Source organism: Orbaceae bacterium lpD02, from assembly GCA_036251875.1.
Taxonomy (GTDB): domain Bacteria; phylum Pseudomonadota; class Gammaproteobacteria; order Enterobacterales; family Orbaceae; genus Orbus; species Orbus sturtevantii.
This window is the reverse complement of sequence record CP133960.1, coordinates 1,838,583-1,856,363: the sequence shown is the minus strand read 5'-3', so window position 1 is coordinate 1,856,363 and position 17,781 is coordinate 1,838,583. Positions and strand designations below refer to the sequence as shown.

At 37.8% G+C, this 17,781-nt stretch carries 13 protein-coding genes; 6 read left to right on the top strand and 7 right to left on the bottom strand.

Features of this window, described 5'->3' with window-relative positions; translation table 11 throughout:
* The first annotated feature begins 38 nt into the window (after positions 1 to 38).
* From RHO12_08095 to asnB, 5 genes are all read left to right on the top strand, one after another.
* On the top strand, positions 39 to 944 hold the full coding sequence (locus RHO12_08095; GenBank protein WVD65343.1) for a cation diffusion facilitator family transporter: 906 nt from the start codon (positions 39 to 41) through the stop codon (positions 942 to 944).
* Positions 945 to 1,026: 82 nt separating this feature from the next.
* Positions 1,027 to 1,989, top strand: a complete 963-nt coding sequence (gene pfkA / locus RHO12_08090) for a 6-phosphofructokinase (GenBank protein WVD65342.1) — start codon at positions 1,027 to 1,029, stop codon at positions 1,987 to 1,989.
* A gap of 49 nt (positions 1,990 to 2,038) precedes the next feature.
* The gene (locus tag RHO12_08085) at positions 2,039 to 2,320 is read left to right on the top strand and encodes a GNAT family N-acetyltransferase (GenBank protein WVD65341.1); all 282 of its coding nucleotides are present in this window, start codon (positions 2,039 to 2,041) and stop codon (positions 2,318 to 2,320) included.
* Between the two features lie 130 nt (positions 2,321 to 2,450).
* Entirely contained in the window at positions 2,451 to 3,875 is a 1,425-nt protein-coding gene (gltX, locus tag RHO12_08080) for a glutamate--tRNA ligase (GenBank protein WVD65340.1), read from the top strand.
* Positions 3,876 to 4,150: 275 nt separating this feature from the next.
* Entirely contained in the window at positions 4,151 to 5,824 is a 1,674-nt protein-coding gene (asnB, locus tag RHO12_08075; GenBank protein ID WVD65339.1) for an asparagine synthase B, read from the top strand.
* A 118-nt stretch (positions 5,825 to 5,942) separates the two neighbouring features.
* Here the strand turns inward: asnB and ybeD are convergent, their stop codons facing one another.
* From ybeD to miaB, 6 genes are all read right to left on the bottom strand, one after another.
* Positions 5,943 to 6,209, bottom strand: a complete 267-nt coding sequence (gene ybeD / locus RHO12_08070; GenBank protein WVD65338.1) for a DUF493 family protein YbeD — start codon at positions 6,207 to 6,209, stop codon at positions 5,943 to 5,945.
* A gap of 129 nt (positions 6,210 to 6,338) precedes the next feature.
* Positions 6,339 to 7,526 (bottom strand): serine hydrolase, encoded by a 1,188-nt coding sequence (locus RHO12_08065; protein WVD65337.1) that lies wholly within the window; start codon positions 7,524 to 7,526, stop codon positions 6,339 to 6,341.
* Positions 7,527 to 7,560: 34 nt separating this feature from the next.
* On the bottom strand, positions 7,561 to 8,670 hold the full coding sequence (mrdB, locus tag RHO12_08060; protein ID WVD65336.1) for a peptidoglycan glycosyltransferase MrdB: 1,110 nt from the start codon (positions 8,668 to 8,670) through the stop codon (positions 7,561 to 7,563).
* Positions 8,670 to 10,505, bottom strand: a complete 1,836-nt coding sequence (gene mrdA / locus RHO12_08055) for a penicillin-binding protein 2 (protein ID WVD65335.1) — start codon at positions 10,503 to 10,505, stop codon at positions 8,670 to 8,672. The genes mrdB and mrdA overlap by 1 nt, the downstream gene beginning before the upstream one ends.
* Before the next feature lie 111 nt (positions 10,506 to 10,616).
* Positions 10,617 to 11,663 (bottom strand): PhoH family protein, encoded by a 1,047-nt coding sequence (locus RHO12_08050; protein WVD65334.1) that lies wholly within the window; start codon positions 11,661 to 11,663, stop codon positions 10,617 to 10,619.
* Between the two features lie 213 nt (positions 11,664 to 11,876).
* Positions 11,877 to 13,304, bottom strand: a complete 1,428-nt coding sequence (gene miaB, locus RHO12_08045; protein WVD65333.1) for a tRNA (N6-isopentenyl adenosine(37)-C2)-methylthiotransferase MiaB — start codon at positions 13,302 to 13,304, stop codon at positions 11,877 to 11,879.
* A 350-nt stretch (positions 13,305 to 13,654) separates the two neighbouring features.
* Between miaB and RHO12_08040 the strand changes: the two genes are divergently transcribed.
* Positions 13,655 to 14,743 carry a tetratricopeptide repeat protein gene (locus RHO12_08040; protein WVD65332.1) on the top strand — a complete coding sequence of 363 codons (1,089 nt, stop codon included), beginning with the start codon at positions 13,655 to 13,657 and terminating at the stop codon, positions 14,741 to 14,743.
* Between the two features lie 34 nt (positions 14,744 to 14,777).
* Here the strand turns inward: RHO12_08040 and ppc are convergent, their stop codons facing one another.
* The gene (gene ppc / locus RHO12_08035; protein ID WVD65331.1) at positions 14,778 to 17,417 is read right to left on the bottom strand and encodes a phosphoenolpyruvate carboxylase; all 2,640 of its coding nucleotides are present in this window, start codon (positions 17,415 to 17,417) and stop codon (positions 14,778 to 14,780) included.
* Positions 17,418 to 17,781: the final 364 nt, after the last annotated feature.

The window sequence follows — 17,781 nt, the reverse complement described above, 5'->3', positions numbered from 1 at the left end:
ATCAACGCTGTGTTTTTTATCATGTTAAGCGAGAAAATATGAGCTATTCTTATGAAAAACTAGTTAAGAAAGCGACCTATTTAGCTGTTATTTTCGCCTTAATCTTAATTACAATCAAGTTATTTGCTTGGTGGATGACCGGTTCGATAAGCTTATTAGCATCATTATTTGATTCTTCTATGGATTTACTCGCCTCCGGTATCAATTTTATTTTAATCCGCTATTCATTAAGGCCTGCGGATGATAATCATCGTTTTGGGCATGGTAAAGCCGAATCATTAGCTGCTTTAGCGCAAAGTGCCTTTATTATTGGGTCGGTCGCTTTTTTATTATTAAATAGTGTGAAATTATTAAGTCGGCCGGCTCAAATTGATTATCCTTTATTGGGAATTATTATTTCGTCAGTATCCGTTTTTTTGACACTGGGTCTTGTGCTATATCAACGACATGTTATTAAACTTACCGATAGTCAAGCTGTGAAAGCTGACATGTTACATTATTCATCCGATCTGTTAATGAATGGTGCGGTTGTTATCGCTTTAATCTTAAGCTGGTGTGGTGTTATTTATGCTGATGCTATTTTTGCTTTGCTAATTAGCTGTTATATTCTATTTAGCGCCGTAAAAATTGCTTTTAGTGCGGTTCAAGATTTATTAGATAAGGCGCTACCTGAGGTAGATAATGCAAATATTTTAGATATTGCCTCGTCTTTTTCTGAGGTTCATGGAATACATGATCTAAAAACTCGCCGATCAGGGCCAATGACATTTGTACAATTGCATGTAGAGCTTGATGATAATATGCCTTTGTTCGAAGCTCATGCAATCGCTGATAAAATTGAGAAACTTATTTCACAGAAATATCATCCTGCAGAAGTCATTATTCATCAAGATCCTATCTCAGTTGTGGCAAAAGAAAAATCTAAATTGAGAGAACGGTTTTAAGTGATTGGCATTTTTCGCCTATTGAGGACAAGAAGTTAAGTCTCTATAATAGTAAAAAATCTAATAATTGAGGTTATTTTGTATGATAAAAAAAATCGGTGTCTTAACGAGTGGCGGGGATGCGCCAGGTATGAATGCTGCTATTCGTGGTGTAGTGAGGACAGCATTGACCGAAGGTCTCGAAATATATGGTATCGCAGATGGTTATTTAGGCCTATATGAGAACCGAATTGATCAACTTCACCGTTATAGTGTATCTGACATTATTACTCGAGGTGGTACATTTTTAGGCTCAGCCCGTTTTCCTGCTTTTAAAGAAAAAGAGACCCGTGCAAAAGCAATTGAAAATTTGAAAGCCAATGGTATTGATGCCTTAGTCGTTATTGGGGGAGATGGTTCTTATATGGGCGCGATGCGTTTAAGTGAGGAAGGATTCCCTTGTATCGGTCTACCTGGCACGATTGATAACGATATTCGAGGTACTGATTATACGATTGGCTATTTTACGGCATTACAAACCGCTGTTGAAGCCATTGACCGTTTACGAGATACTTGTTCTTCGCATCACCGTATTTCTGTCATCGAAATTATGGGGCGAGGTTGTGGCGATTTAACCCTTAATGCTGCCGTTGCGGGTGGATGTGAGTTCATGATTATTCCAGAGGTTCCTTATACTAAGGAAGACTTAATTCAAGAAATTAAACAAGGTTTTGCTAAAGGGAAAAAACACGCAATTGTTGCTGTAGCTGAGCATATGCTAGATGTTAATGCATTAGCGAAAGATATTGAGGCTGCCGTTCATCATGAAACAAGGGCTACAGTATTAGGCCATGTTCAACGTGGTGGCTCTCCTGTTCCTTACGATCGTATATTAGGTTCAAGAATGGGGGCTTATGCCGTGGAATTGTTAATTCAAGGGCAAGGTGGTCGTAGTATTGGTATTCAAAATGGCAAATTGGTTCACCATGATATTATGGATGCACTGAATAATATGAAGCGCCCGTTTGATCTCGACCTTTATAATACAGCTAAGCGTTTATTTTAACAATTAACTAAGTAATGCCTGAACTTTAGTTAATTACAGGGAGGCTAGTATGCAATTTTTAGAAGATGAAAACCGCTTTTATGTTCCCAATCCTGATGGGGGGGAGGATATTGGTGAAATCACTTATACTCGAATTGGTAACGATAAAGCATCGATCGATCATACTTATGTTAACATTAATTATCGAGGTCAAGGGATTGCTGATCGCTTATTTGATTTAGTGATTGAACTCATGAAGGAGGAAGGACGTAAAGTCATTCCTGTATGTTCTTATGCCATAAAGCAGTTTGAACTTAAGCCACATTTGCAATCATTAAAAGCTGAATATTAATTCAATTATACCTTTTTTAAATAGGGGAATTGCGATATGCATTTCCCTATTTTGTTTATAGACTTTAATTGCTCAATATCTTTAGCATGCTAAAATAATCGGTATGATATTATGCTGTAGGAATCATTTTATGAAAATTAAAACTCGTTTTGCGCCAAGTCCAACCGGTTATTTACATGTTGGAGGAGCTCGCACTGCGCTTTACTCTTGGCTATATGCCCGTCATGTACAAGGAACGTTTGTTTTACGTATTGAAGATACTGATTTAGAGCGCTCTACTCCGGAAGCTATTGATGCCATCATGGCAGGGATGAACTGGTTAGATCTGTCTTGGGATGAAGGTCCGTATTATCAAACAAAACGTTTTGACCGCTATAATCAAGTGATAGATCAGATGCTGGTTAAAGGTACGGCTTACCGCTGTTACTGCTCTAAAGAACGGCTTGAAAAACTGCGAGAAGGGCAAATAGCTAACGGCGAAAAGGCTCGTTACGACGGTCATTGCCGATGTGATAATGTACAAAAATCGCGTACTGAAAATGAGCCACACGTTGTACGTTTTGCTAACCCGATTGATGGTGTTGTCATATTTAACGATTTGATTCGTGGTCAGATTGAGATTGCGAATAAAGAGCTAGATGATTTAATCATTCGCCGTACTGATGGCTCGCCGACCTATAATTTTTGTGTTGTAGTTGATGATTGGGATATGGAAATTACTCATGTTATTCGGGGAGAAGACCATATCAATAATACACCTCGTCAGATTAATATCTTAAAAGCGTTGGGAGCGCCTTTACCGCAATATGGTCACGTGTCGATGATCTTAGGTGATGATGGACAAAAATTATCTAAACGTCACGGTGCCGTAGGTGTTATGCAGTATCGTAACGATGGATATTTACCGGACGCTTTATTAAATTATTTAGTGCGCTTAGGCTGGTCTCATGGTGATCAGGAAATATTTTCCAGACCTGAAATGGTAGAGCTTTTTACGCTTGATGCGGTAAGTCGCTCGGCAAGTGCATTTAATACTGAAAAATTACTGTGGTTAAATCATCATTATATTAATCATTTAGATGCTGACTATGTTGCCCAGCATTTATCATGGCATATGAATAAACAAGGTTATGACCTCAGCAATGGCCCAGATTTAATAACGATTGTTAAATTATATGCGGAGCGTAGTAAGACATTAAAAGAAATGGCTGAATCTTGTGCCTACTGTTATCAAGATTTCGCTGAGTTTGATGCCGATGCAGCGAAAAAACATTTGCGTTTAGTTGCTAAAGAACCGCTAGAATTAGCGCTGCAAAAATTAAGTGCTCTTGCCGATTTTGATTGGCAAATAGATACTATTCATCAAGTAATTCAAGCGGTAGCCGATGAACTTGCTGTTGGTATGGGAAAAGTCGGCATGCCACTTCGCGTCGCAGTAACTGGAATAGGGCAATCTCCATCAGTTGATGCGACGATTCACGCGGTTGGGAAAACACGAGCGCTAGCTCGGATTGAGCAAGCACTTGACTATATAAAGACTAGAGTAGATCAATAGCAAGGCAAGCAGATCTCTTTTATGTGCGAACTGCATTAATTTGGTGCATTAATTAAAAAATCAGCGTTATCGCTGATTTTTTATAATTTATATCATACATATTATTAAAATAGACAATATCATTCCCGTAGAATATATTCCTTACGTTAATCGAACAGAAATGTGCATCAAAGGATCTTAAATTTTTTGTACTATATTTTTGGTATGCATTTTGCATAATCTAGATATTAGAAATATAACAGTGTTGCTTAAATAATATTTATTGGAGAAACTTCATGTGTTCGATCCTTGGTATTCTTGATATTAAATCAAACCCCGAACAACTAAGGGCCAAAGCGTTAGAACTATCAAGTTTAATGCGCCATCGTGGTCCTGATTGGTCTGGTATTTTTGCTTCTGATAAAGCAATTCTTGTGCATGAGCGTCTGTCTATTGTCGATGTTAATACGGGTGCACAGCCCCTTTATAATAAAGATAAAACATTAGTTTTAGCCGTGAATGGTGAGATCTATAACCACCAAGAAATTCGCAACCAATATAAAAATCGTTACGAATTTCAAACAGGATCTGACTGTGAAGTGATTTTGGCGCTCTATCAAGAAAAGGGTACGGATTGTTTAGATGAACTGCAAGGCATGTTCGCCTTTATTCTTTATGATATCAATAATAATAGCTATTTTATTGGCCGTGATCATATTGGTATTATTCCATTGTATAGCGGTCACGATGAGAATGGTACATTATATTTTGCCTCGGAAATGAAAGCGCTTGTTCCGGTTTGTAAAACGATAGAAGCCTTTCCGCCAGGAAGTTATTTATCTAGCACTGAAGATAAGATTAAAGCTTATTACCAACGAGGCTGGATGGAGTATGACAATGTTAAAGATAATTTAACTGATATAAATTTGCTACGCGAGGGGCTTGAGGAATCAGTTAAAAGCCATTTAATGTCAGATGTGCCTTATGGTGTTTTATTATCAGGAGGTCTTGATTCTTCAGTTATATCGGCAATTACCAAGAAATTTGCAGCTCGACGAGTTGAAGATCATGAGAAGTCCACAGCATGGTGGCCACAATTACATTCATTTGCAGTTGGCTTAAAAGACGCACCCGATCTGGCCGCTGCTCGTGCTGTAGCGGATCATTTAGGTACCGTTCATCATGAAATCAATTTTACTATTCAAGAGGGAATTGATGCGATTCGTGATGTTATCTACTTTATTGAAACTTATGATGTCACAACGATCCGTGCTTCGACACCGATGTACTTAATGGCGCGTAAAATTAAAGCGATGGGGATTAAAATGGTACTTTCAGGTGAAGGAGCTGATGAGATATTTGGCGGTTATCTCTATTTTCATAAAGCACCTAATGCTAAAGAGTTTCATGAAGAAACCGTACGTAAGCTTGCCGCGCTTCATCTGTATGATTGTGCCAGAGCAAACAAAGCGATGTCAGCTTGGGGAGTTGAAGCTCGAGTTCCATTCTTAGATAAAAAATTCTTAGATATTGCGATGCGTATTAATCCAAAAGATAAAATGTGTGGACTTAATGGTAAAATGGAAAAGCAGATTGTTCGCGAGGCTTTTGCAGCTTATCTTCCTGCTTCGGTTGTTTGGCGCCAAAAAGAACAATTCTCTGATGGTGTGGGTTACAGCTGGATCGATACCTTAAAACAAGTCGCAGATAACAAAGTCACTGACCCGCAATTACAAAATGCTAAATCCCGTTTCCCTTATAACACCCCTTCAACTAAGGAAGCGTACATGTATCGTGAAATGTTTGATGAGCTTTTCCCATTGGACACTGCTGCACAAAGCGTACCGGGAGGGCCATCCGTTGCTTGTTCAACCGCAAAAGCCATCGAATGGGATGAGTCATTTAAAAACTTAAATGATCCGTCAGGACGAGCCGCCGTTGGTGTTCATCATGATGCATATAATAAATAATATTGTAGGTATTCTCAAGGTCATTGCAAGACTGATTTTATACCATAATCACCGGGTAAAATACATTTTTAACGAAAAAAGGAAGACATTGGCCTTCCTTTTTATCTTATGAATAGTTTTATAATACCATTCTAACAATATCAATATCGCCTAGATCTCGATATAAGCTTTCAACTTGCTCTATGTGAGTTGCATTGATAGTAACCGAAACCGAATGATAATTTCCTTTGCTACTTGGCTTAATTGATGGCGTATAATCACCTGGAGCATGATGCTGAATGACGGTTATAATTTTATCAACTAATTCAGGTTTGGCTTCGCCCATTACTTTGTAAGTAAAAGAGCAAGGAAATTCCAATAGTTCATTTAGCTTAGTTGGTTGCATAATTTTCTCTTTAAATTTTCAAATATATATACTTGCTATATGGAGACAATAATTATTTTATCAAGCGAGTAAAAATCAGACGGAGTGAGAGCCGTCTGATTCAAGATATGGTTATTTTATGACTAGCCATTAAAACCATTGGTAAAATTTAAGTTTAATATAGTCCCAAATACTACCAAAGAAGCCCGTTTCCTCAACTTTTTGTAATGTAACTAGCGGTCTTTCTGCTATTATTTTATCATCTAGCACGAACTGCATTTTACCAACTTCAACACCTTTTGCTATTGGTGCGCTCAAGTAAACATCATTAAATTTATGTGCTATTTTTAGATTTGCAGCTTGCCCACGCGGTACAGTAATATTGATATCATCTAAAGCACCAAGCTGAATAGTATTATTATCGCCATACCAGATAGTTTGCGTAACAAGTGGTATATTGGCTTTTAATGGTGTTGCAGTTTCAAAGAATCTAAATCCCCAAGTTAGTAATTTTTTACTCTCTTCTTCCCTGCCTTTAAACGTTCGACCACCTAAAACGGCAGAAATTAGACGTGTATTCCCTTCAACTGCGGAGCCAACTAAGTTATAACCTGCCGCATTAGTATGACCGGTTTTTATACCATCAACGTTTAGAGATGTATCCCATAACAAGCCATTTCGATTATTTTGTTTGATATTATTAAACGTAAACTCTTTTTGCTTATAAATAGCATATTCTTCGGGTAAGTTTTTAATAAGTGCTCTACCCAAAAATGCCATATCTCTTGCCGTTGTGTATTGCCCTGGTGCATCTAGGCCATGTACAGTTTCAAAATGAGAATTAGTTAGTCCGAGTTGCTCTGTGTAGTTATTCATTAAACTTACAAACGACTCTTGGCTACCTGCAACATGTTCAGCCATTGCAATACAAGCATCATTACCAGATTGAATGATGATCCCTTTATTTAGCTCTGCGACTGATACTTTGTCGCCAGGTTTTAAAAACATCAGTGATGAGCCTTTTAAAACGGGATTACCCGTTGCCCAAGCTTCTTTACTCACAGTGACAATATCATTTTCAGTGATTCGGTTTGATTTTATAGCTTCACCGATCACATAGCTGGTCATCATTTTAGTTAAACTTGCTGGGTCTCGTCTTGTGTCTGCATTATGTTGTGCTAAAATTTCGCCCGAATTGGCATCAATTAAGATATACGCTTCAGCATCAAGCGTTGGCGCATCAGGTATAGGGAAATTAATATCGGCATTTGCTGCGCCTACCGATAACGCGAGTAAAATTAGTGAATATTTTAATTTTAAAGATAACTGTTTTTTCATTATAACAAACCTGATTATTTATAAATAAAGCAAACTATATGTTTTTAGATAACATATTGCGATGAGTGTGGATTGACATCATAATGCCAAAACCCGCCATAAGTACAACTAAGGAAGAGCCTCCATAGCTAATTAACGGTAATGGTACACCAACAACAGGCAAGATGCCACTAACCATACCGATATTAATAAAGACATAAATAAACAGTACTAATATTAGTCCACCAATTAGAACACGGCCAAAAGTACTTTGTGATTGAGAAGCAATGACGAGCCCTCTAGCAATAAGGCACAAAAATAGGACGAGTAATACAATCGCACCAACAAAGCCAAACTCTTCTGCAATCACTGAAAAAATAAAATCTGTATGACGCTCAGGAATAAACTCTAATTGAGATTGTGTTCCCTTAAGCCAACCTTTGCCCCATAGTCCGCCCGAACCGATAGCTGTTTTTGACTGTAAAATATGATAGCCTTTACCTAAAGGATCTCGCTCTGGATTAAATAATGTTAGCACTCGTTCGCGTTGATAGTCATGCATTAGAAAATACCACATAATTGGAATGAAAGCGCCAATTGATAAGGTTGCCGCTATAATAAATTTCCAACTAATACCCGCTAAAAAAATAATAAAAATACCTGACATTGCAACTAAAATAGCGGTACCTAAATCGGGCTGCATTGCGACGAGTAAGGTTGGAACCGCAATAATTGCTAATGTTTGTAAGGTTGTTTTAAGTGATGGAGGACACCCTTCTTGGTTAATAAATTTTGCTACCATAAGAGGAACGGCTATTTTAGCCAGTTCAGAGGGTTGAAAGCGCATAAATCCAAGGTTTAGCCAGCGCTGGGCTCCTTTACTTGAATCGCCGAAGGCATCAACAACAACCAAAAAGATAATACATATAATATAAAAATAAGGAGCCCATTTTTCATAAAGCCGAGGCGGAAATTGAGCAAGAATGAGCATTGTAGCAATCCCTAGCAGTATTTGGATCACTTTCCGTTCGGTCATCGCGATATCTTGTCCGCTAGCACTCCAAATAATACAGACGCTATAAACAAGTAACAATAACGTAAAAAACAAAAACAGAGGGTCAACGTGTAATCGTGTCCAAATTGACTTTTTTTTACTCTGCATCATCAGTCTCCCTGATTCATATCTAAAGTTGATTCTTCGATTTTTGTAGTTTCATCGCCTAGTAGATAGTAATCTAGAATATGTTTAGCCATTGCACCTCCATTGGAGCTCCCACTACCACCATTTTCTAATACAATTGCTAGGGCAATTGTTGGTTTATCATAAGGTGCAAAAGCAATGAATAAAGCGTGGTCACGTAGGTGTTCTGCAATATTGTTTGCATTATAGACTTCATCTGATTTTAACCCATATACTTGTGCGGTGCCTGATTTCCCTGCTGCTTTATAAGGCGAGCCAGCATAAATTTTTCTCGCGGTTCCTCTGCTGCCAAACATAACACGATACATCCCATCCTTAGCAATTTGCCAGTATTTACTGTCGACAAGTGTTTCTAAATTAGAGTCTTCAACGATATATTCAGGCGTTAAAGATAGTGGATCATTGTCAGGCATATTGCTTCGTTTTTGTTTTAATAAATGAGGCGTATAAATCCTGCCATTATTAACCATAATTGTTAATGCTTTTGCCATTTGTAGTGGCGTTACTGTCCAGTAACCTTGACCTATTCCGACGGGAATAGTATCGCCTGGTAACCAAGATTGCTTGTGACGGAGCTTCTTCCATTCCCGATTAGGCATTATCCCGCGACTTTCTTCATTTGTAGATATATCAATACCCGTTCGTTCACCGTAGCCAAATTTACTCATCCAAAAATAGAGTCGGTCAATCCCTAAATCATAAGCGACTTGATAGAAATAAGTATCGACAGACTCCTCAAGCGCTTTTGTGACATCAACTTTACCATGCCCCCATCGTAACCAATCACGAAAGCGCTTTTCTGTTCCTGGTAGTTGCCAATAGCCTGGGTCTTGGACTATTGTTTTTGGTGTAATAATGCCTTCACTTAGTGCTGATATTGCAATAAATGGCTTAACAGTTGATGCCGGTGGATAGGTTCCTAACATGGCTCGATTAAATAATGGTTTGTCCGAATCTTCGAGTAGTGCCTTGTATTTTGCCGATGAAATGCCACCAACAAACAAGTTTGGATCGTAACTTGGACTTGAAACTAATGCCAAAATCTCACCGTTATTTGGATCGATCGCAACTACAGCTGCTTTCCTACCATTAAGTAGTTTTTCTATATAAAGCTGTAAATTTAGATCAATAGTTAAGTAGATATCTTCACCAGCCAGCGGGGGGTTATGATTTAACTGACGAACTATTTTACCTCGGTTATTGACTTCAACTTCTTCATAGCCAGGTGTGCCATGTAACAGATCTTCATAAAATCGTTCGATACCTATTTTGCCAATATTGAGTGTTCCGACATAATCGCTGAGTCTATCTTCTTCTTCTAAGTGCACTTTATCTTGAGTGTTAATTTTCGAAACATAACCTAAAACATGAGTTAGAGCGCTACCATAAGGGTAATAACGATGTCGGTTACCCGTTATATTAATAAAAGGGAAAAGGTGTTGATTAACGACGAACTTTGCAATTTCATCCTCGGTTAGATTATCTTTTAACGGTACTGAGCGATGGGCTTTATAGTTACGTCGCTCTTTTTGGAAGTTTTCAATATCTTCATCAGTCAGATCAACCAGTATTTTTAGCTGGTTTAACTGTTCGTCAAGATTGCTAATTTTATCGGGAATGATATTTAACTGATAAATCGTATTATTTATTGCTAGTTGTGTTCCGTTACGATCATAGATAATCCCTCTATTAGGGGGAATAGAAATAATTTCGATACGGTTGTTATCCGATTTTGTATTGTAATAACCAAAACTGAATATTTGCAGGTGAGCAAGTGTAACGAGCAAAACTGCTACCATCGCGAAAACAATAGCAAAAGCTATCAATGTTCTACGTAAAAATAGATTAGTTTCCGCGCTGTGATCTCGAATTTTTGATCGATTTCGCCAATTTTGCTGTTGTATAACGTGTTACTCCTGAGATCCGTTTATGTCATTTAAGCGTTTTTCCGCTTTACGTTGTTGTTCGTCTTGTTCCCACTTGTCGTAAGCACTGACAATTTTTGCAACCACTGGATGTCTAACCACATCCTCGCTATAAAAAAAGTTGAAGCTGATATCTTCGACTTGGTTTAATACTTCGATAGCATGTTTAAGACCTGACTTTTGATGACGGGGTAAGTCAATTTGTGTAATATCTCCCGTAATAACGGTTTTAGAGTTAAAGCCTATGCGGGTTAAAAACATTTTCATCTGCTCTATTGTCGTATTTTGGCTCTCATCAAGAATAATAAAGGCATCGTTAAGTGTCCTCCCTCGCATATAAGCCAGCGGAGCAACTTCAATAACACTTTTTTCAATTAGTTTTTCAACTTTCTCAAATCCTAGCATTTCAAACAGTGCATCGTAAAGTGGTCTTAAGTATGGATCGACTTTTTGGCTTAAATCACCAGGTAAGAAACCTAATTTTTCGCCTGCTTCAACTGCCGGACGGGTGAGTAATATTCTTCTTACTTGTTGCTTTTCGAGTGCATCAACAGCGGCGGCAACAGCCAAATATGTTTTCCCCGTGCCAGCAGGACCAATTCCAAATGTAATATCATAATCCATTATATTTGCAATATAGCTTGCTTGATTTGGTGTACGAGGCTTAATAATTCCTCGTTTGGTTTTAATCATCACTAATTTACCACTTCCCAATAAAGCATGGGCAGGCAAATGTTCGACCATTTTTTCAAGCGCGCCACTCTCTTTGATCGCCAGATGAATCTGTTCTGGCTCAATTGTGATAATTTGTTGTTTGTATAGTGTTTGCTTGTAAAGAGACTGTAGTATGTTATCGCCAACTTGAACAGAAATTTTATCGCCCGTTAAGCTAAATTGGTTACCGCGATGATTTACATCAATGCCTAAGCGTTTTTCTAGCTGCTTAATATTATTATTGTATGGACCACAAAGGCTATTTAACCGTTGATTATCTGCGGGTTCTAACAGAATGCTTCTTGTAATAATATCCACTTCAACGTCCTTAATACGATCTTTTGGCTGAGAAAATACTTAAATTAAGATAATTAATCTTATCCTATCTAAATATATTATCCCATAAATCTTTTTATTACTTGTTTTACAACAATTTTAACTTAGTTCTAATGAGAAAATAAAAGCACCTTAAGCTATCGCATTTTATCACTTTGGGTGCTTTAGACTAATAAAATAGGCAACTTATAGCACCTAGGGAGTATAAATTTTCACCCCTAAGTCATCTTCTTTTTGTTTTTGAGCAATAATAAGCTCTGGAGATGAATTGATACGTAAATTCATATCATTTTCAGTGCGAATGACTATTCCTCGCAGTGAATTTGAATAAACGTCGGTGATCTCCACATCGACAAACGTTCCAATCATATCAAGGCTACCTTCAAAATTTACAATACGGTTATTTTCAGTGCGTCCAGTTAGTTCCATTAAATCTTTCTTTGATGGCCCTTCAACTAAAATACGTTGGACAGTACCGACCATTTTAAAGCTATATTCCATTGCTTGCTGGTTAATTCGTTGTTGTAGCAGGTAAAGACGTTGTTTTTTCTCATCTTCAGATACATTATCTTCCATATCCGCAGCTGGGGTTCCAGGCCTTGCTGAGTAGACGAAGCTATAACTTAAATCAAAATTTACATCAGCAATTAATTTCATGGTGTCGGCAAAGTCTTCAGTTGTTTCGCCAGGAAAACCAACGATAAAATCGGAACTAATCTGAATTTCGGGACGGACTTTGCGTAATTTACGAATAATCGATTTGTACTCTAATGCGGTATGAGTTCGTTTCATTAAATTTAATATACGATCAGAGCCACTTTGCACAGGTAAATGCAAGAAACTAACTAATTCTGGAGTATCACGATAAACATCTACAATGTCATCAGTAAATTCAATTGGATGACTTGTTGTAAAGCGGATCCGATCAATCCCATCAATGGTAGCAACTAAGCGTAATAGCTCGGCAAATGTACAAATACTACCATCAAATGTTGGACCGCGGTAAGCATTGACATTTTGCCCTAGTAAATTAACTTCTCTAACGCCTTGAGCTGCTAGTTGAGCAATTTCATAGATTACATCATCGCTAGGGCGACTAACTTCCTCACCCCGGGTGTAAGGTACAACACAATAGGTGCAATACTTGTTACAACCCTCCATGATTGAGACAAATGCGCTTGGTCCTTCGCTGCGAGGCTCAGGAAGACGATCGAATTTTTCGATTTCAGGAAAGCTAACATCGACAAGGTGGATATTTTCGTTGTCACTAACTTTAGTGATCATTTCGGGTAAACGGTGGAACGTTTGCGGTCCAAAAATGATATCGACAAATGGTGCACGTTTTCGGATCAATTCACCTTCTTGTGAGGCGACACAACCTCCTACACCAATAATGATATCAGGGTTATGTTTTTTTAGATTTTTCCAACGGCCTAACTGATGGAATACTTTTTCTTGTGCCTTTTCTCGAATAGAACACGTGTTAAGTAATAGAATGTCTGCTTCTTCAGGGTTTTCCGTTAAGGTCAAACCATGAGTTGAACTCAAGAGATCGGCCATTTTTGATGAGTCGTACTCATTCATTTGGCAACCCCAAGTTTTGATATATAGTTTTTTACTCATCAATAACTCAGCTATTTTTAATTGTTAAAATGAAAGCGGCTTTAAATCCGTGATTTTAGCGAGTCATATTGTAATGCTTTGTTGTTGTTGAATCCAGATAAAAAATAAGATCCTTACAAGTCAATAATTAAAATTATTGTAAGAAATGAGTAAATTAGTACCTAAATTTTTATTATATTATGGTTAGTTGCATAAAAAGGTATATTTGAATTTTTACTAATTAAGCATTTCACTACCTCTGCTATCAAGGGTTATTCATGAACAAATACTATTATCATCGTTAACATTTATGTATAATTGTCGCTTATCGGTTTAGCTTATTATTTTATGTTATGAATTAGGGATATGTAATGAAACGAATATGCTTATTTATCTCGATCTTATGTTTTGCTATTTTTACTAATCGCCTTTGTGCACAACCGCTAGCCTCAGATATTTCATCCACAGAAATTGTAATAAATAATCCTGCTATTTTGCTGCCATCTCTTCGTGCCGCGGCAGAAAATGGCGAAGTAGATGCTCAATATTCTTTAGCTAATATTTACCAACAAGGGTTGGGGGTTGATGTTAATTATATGCGAGCTGCTTTTTGGTATAAAAAAGCGGCTGATAAAGGAATGGCAAAAGCACAAAATAATCTAGCTAACCTTTATGTTGATGGCTTAGGTGTTGATATTGATTTAGTAAAAGCATTTCAATATTATACAAAAGCCGCTGAACAGAATCTTGCTTTGGGTCAATATAATTTAGCATTGGCTTATAAAAATGGCTCAGGAACAGATAAAAATATTCTGCGTTCTATCGATTTATTCGAGAAAGCAGGTGAGCAAGGTATTTCTGACGCGAATCTTAATGTAGGATTAATGTACTTTTTTGGTGATGGTATTAAAGAAAATAGATCAATTGCCGCTGATTGGTTTAGCAAGGCGGCAAAAGATAATAATAGTGAGGCGCAGTATTATTTAGGCGTAATGTCTGAGAAGGGCGATGGTCTTACTCAAGACAACTTAGCGGCTATTTATTTTTATACTGAGTCTGCTGATAATGGCTATGTACCCGCTATGTATAATTTAGGGATTATGTATGCTACAGGCACAGCAACTAAACCTAATAATGAAAAAGCCGCTTATTGGTTTGCTAAAGCCGCCGAAGAAGGCAATGCCGATGCCCAATATAATATTGGAGTTATGTATGATATTGGGGGCGGCGTCCCCCAAGACTCAACAAAAGCAGTTGAGTGGTATATAAAAGCGGCAGAGCAAGGAAGCGTTGATGCTCAATACAATTTAGCCGTTAAATATCTAGATGGCGTTGGAATTTCGAAGAATAAAGGGCGCGCGATTTATTGGTTTACCAAAGCTGCTGAGCAGGGTGATGACGACGCTAGGTTGAATCTGACTGAATTGCTGAAAGCTGACGAGTTTCTCGATGAAGAATAAAAATTGGCACCGAAATGCCAATTTTATAAAATTATTACCCAGAATTCCGCATTCCTGCTGCAATACCAGATATTGTTATCATGAGAGCTTGTTCTACCGTTGAATTTTCTTCATTATGTTTGCGTGATCGCTCGAGTAGCTCTATTTGCAATAAATTGAGCGGTTCTATATAACTGTTTCTTAGTGCGACAGACTCCGCTATCCAAGGTAAATCAGCCATTAAACTATCGTCATCAGTAATTTTTAGCACGGTCTCAATATCTTTTTTTAGTATTTGACATAATTCATCACCTAAATACCACATAGATTGATCCACTAAACGTTTTTGATAATGCAGGTATATGTTAGTATCGGCTTTTGCATAAACCATTTCTAACATACCTAGTCGAGTATTAAAAAATGGCCAATGGTGGTACATTTCTTTTAATAATGATTCTTTATTTTCACTGATAGCTTGCTGTAATGCTGAACCCGCCCCAAGCCAAGATGGCAACATTAAGCGGTTTTGTGTCCAAGCAAAAATCCATGGAATTGCACGTAAACTTTCAATTCCGCCTCCGTTTTTTCGCTTTTGAGGACGAGAGCCTAAAGGCAAACGGCTTAATTCTATTTCTGGCGTTACCGTTCGGAAATAAGAGACAAATTTGGGCTCAGCTCGGACATAGTGCCGATAACATTGGCAAGATATTTCGGACATCTCATCCATAAGCTCGCGCCAGGCTTGTTTAGGGTTAGGTGGCGGTAATAAATTGGCTTGCAATATTGCTGTTGCATAAAGCATTAAGCTACTGAGCGCAACTTCTGGTAAACCGAGTTTGAACCTAATCATTTCTCCTTGTTCAGTTACTCGCAGCCCTCCTTTTAATGAACCCGGCGGCTGAGACAATAAGGCTGCATGTGCTGGTGCCCCACCTCGGCCAATAGTTCCACCTCGGCCATGAAACAACGTGAGCTCAATATTATTATCGGCGAAAAGTTTAACGAGCTCTTCTTGTGAACGGTATTGTGCCCATGATGCTGCCAATGTTCCTGCATCTTTTGCTGAATCAGAATAGCCAATCATGACCATTTGTTTGCCTGCTATTTTTTCTTTATACCACGGAATATCGAGTAATTTTTGCATAACAGATTTAGCATTATTAAGGTCATCTAAAGTTTCAAAAAGAGGCACAACCGGAATATTTTTATCACAATCCGTTGATTTTAATAATAAGTATACTGCAAGAATATCAGATGGTTTTTTCGCCATAGAAATAACATAAGCCGCAATAGACTCTTCGCCTGCTTTGGCTATCACCTTGCAAGTATCAAAGACCTCTTTAACTGAGTCTTCTGGGTGCCATCGAGAAGGGAGTAGAGGACGATTGGAAGCAAGCTCTGACAATAAAAATTGTTGTTTCTCTTGTTCTGACCAAGCCGCATAGCTACCAATATTTAGTTCCTTAGTTAAGGCATCGAGCGCTTCAGTATGTAATGCGCTATCTTGTCGAATATCTAAGCGGGCGAGTTGCAGTCCAAAACTTTTTATACGGCGCAAGGTGTCTAAAAGCGGTCCATGGGCGATAGTTGACATTCCGCATGCTATTAAGGAGTTGTAGCAAGCATAGAGCGGTTGCCATAACTGCTCATTTTTTATTAAGATATTTGATGGAACAACCAATTCTTCTTCGTTCAATAATGAAACTAAGTATGCGTGAGTGCTCACCAACTTAGAGCGAAGCATCTTCACAATCATTCGGTATGGTTCAGCATGTTCTTTGTCAGCATCTAAGTATTGCAATACTTCGTCTGTACACTCCGACATTGATAATTCGCGAACCAATACTTGCATATCAGCCAAAAATAGTTCAGTCGCTTTAAGTCTCGCTTGTAACATAACTTTGGCGGTTACTTTTGCTGTAACGTTTGGATTACCATCACGGTCACCTCCCATCCATGAGGTAAACTTGATTGGGACGTGTTCTACTGATAGTTGCTCGTCAAAAGCGTCAACGAGTTGGTCGTTGAATTCTCTTAAAAATAACGGAACGCCTTGCCATAAACTATCTTCAATTACTGAAAATCCCCATTTTGCTTCATCAAGAGGGGTTGGGCGATTTTTACGGATTTCGTCTGTATACCAAGCTTGGCATACCAATTGGCGCAATCTACGCATGATACGGTCTTTTTCATAATCGGCTAAATCGTCATGGTCAAGTTGGGCTAAGCAAGAATTGATTGATGTGTAAGTATTAATTAAGGTTCTACGATTTATCTCAGTTGGATGAGCCGTTAAAACTAGCTCTATCGATAGTTCATTAATCGCACTATTGATAGCATCTTGATTGATGTTTTGTGATTTTAATGTATCAAATAGTTGTGTTAATTTTAATGGGCTACTCGCAGCCTCTCCGTGAGGCGATATCCCATAATACTCTGCCGCGGTATTTGCCAAATTTAAAAACTGATTAAAGGCTCTTGCTATTGGCAGCAGTTCTTCATTACTTAAACGTTGAACTAAATTGAGTAATTTATCATGGGCTATGTTGTCACCTTGCTGGCTAAGTTTAGCTAATTGCCTAATGTTTTCAACTCGCTCAAGTGTTTCTTGACCCGCAGCACGTTTTATTGCGTCACCTAGTAGTGTACCAAGCATATTGACGTTGTTTGTCATCAATGAGTAAGCAGTTTTCATAGCTATCCTTTTGATTTTTTAATCGAAAATAAAAATCTTACTATATTGTTTTGTCGATATAAAATTTATAGTTAATTTTTGTTAAAAATAAGTTAAAGAGACTTTTTATCTTGCCTAGTTAAGAGCAATAATTAAGGGTAAATTTTGCATAACCTTACATTACAACTTGTGATACTTTATAGTAATGCTATTGCAAAATTAAATTATAAAAATTTATATCGAGACATGGGTTACTATTTTTAGTTATGACAAGTCCACAATAATAACTAATTGAGGTTTATTACAATTCATTGATTGCTGTATACAGCCTAATAAATAAAAATAATAACATCTCTCATTCGTTCTTAAGCGCTTTTAATGATAA

Bases quoted from the DNA above. Each gene is read 5' to 3' on its own strand.
- RHO12_08095 (WVD65343.1), top strand. From the start codon at position 39: ATGAGCTATTCTTATGAAAAACTAGTTAAGAAAGCGACCTATTTAGCT.
- pfkA (WVD65342.1), top strand. From the start codon at position 1,027: ATGATAAAAAAAATCGGTGTCTTAACGAGTGGCGGGGATGCGCCAGGT.
- RHO12_08085 (WVD65341.1), top strand. From the start codon at position 2,039: ATGCAATTTTTAGAAGATGAAAACCGCTTTTATGTTCCCAATCCTGAT.
- gltX (WVD65340.1), top strand. From the start codon at position 2,451: ATGAAAATTAAAACTCGTTTTGCGCCAAGTCCAACCGGTTATTTACAT.
- asnB (WVD65339.1), top strand. From the start codon at position 4,151: ATGTGTTCGATCCTTGGTATTCTTGATATTAAATCAAACCCCGAACAA.
- ybeD (WVD65338.1), bottom strand. From the start codon at position 6,209: ATGCAACCAACTAAGCTAAATGAACTATTGGAATTTCCTTGCTCTTTT.
- RHO12_08065 (WVD65337.1), bottom strand. From the start codon at position 7,526: ATGAAAAAACAGTTATCTTTAAAATTAAAATATTCACTAATTTTACTC.
- mrdB (WVD65336.1), bottom strand. From the start codon at position 8,670: ATGATGCAGAGTAAAAAAAAGTCAATTTGGACACGATTACACGTTGAC.
- mrdA (WVD65335.1), bottom strand. From the start codon at position 10,505: ATGGTAGCAGTTTTGCTCGTTACACTTGCTCACCTGCAAATATTCAGT.
- miaB (WVD65333.1), bottom strand. From the start codon at position 13,304: ATGAGTAAAAAACTATATATCAAAACTTGGGGTTGCCAAATGAATGAG.
- RHO12_08040 (WVD65332.1), top strand. From the start codon at position 13,655: ATGAAACGAATATGCTTATTTATCTCGATCTTATGTTTTGCTATTTTT.
- ppc (WVD65331.1), bottom strand. From the start codon at position 17,417: ATGAAAACTGCTTACTCATTGATGACAAACAACGTCAATATGCTTGGT.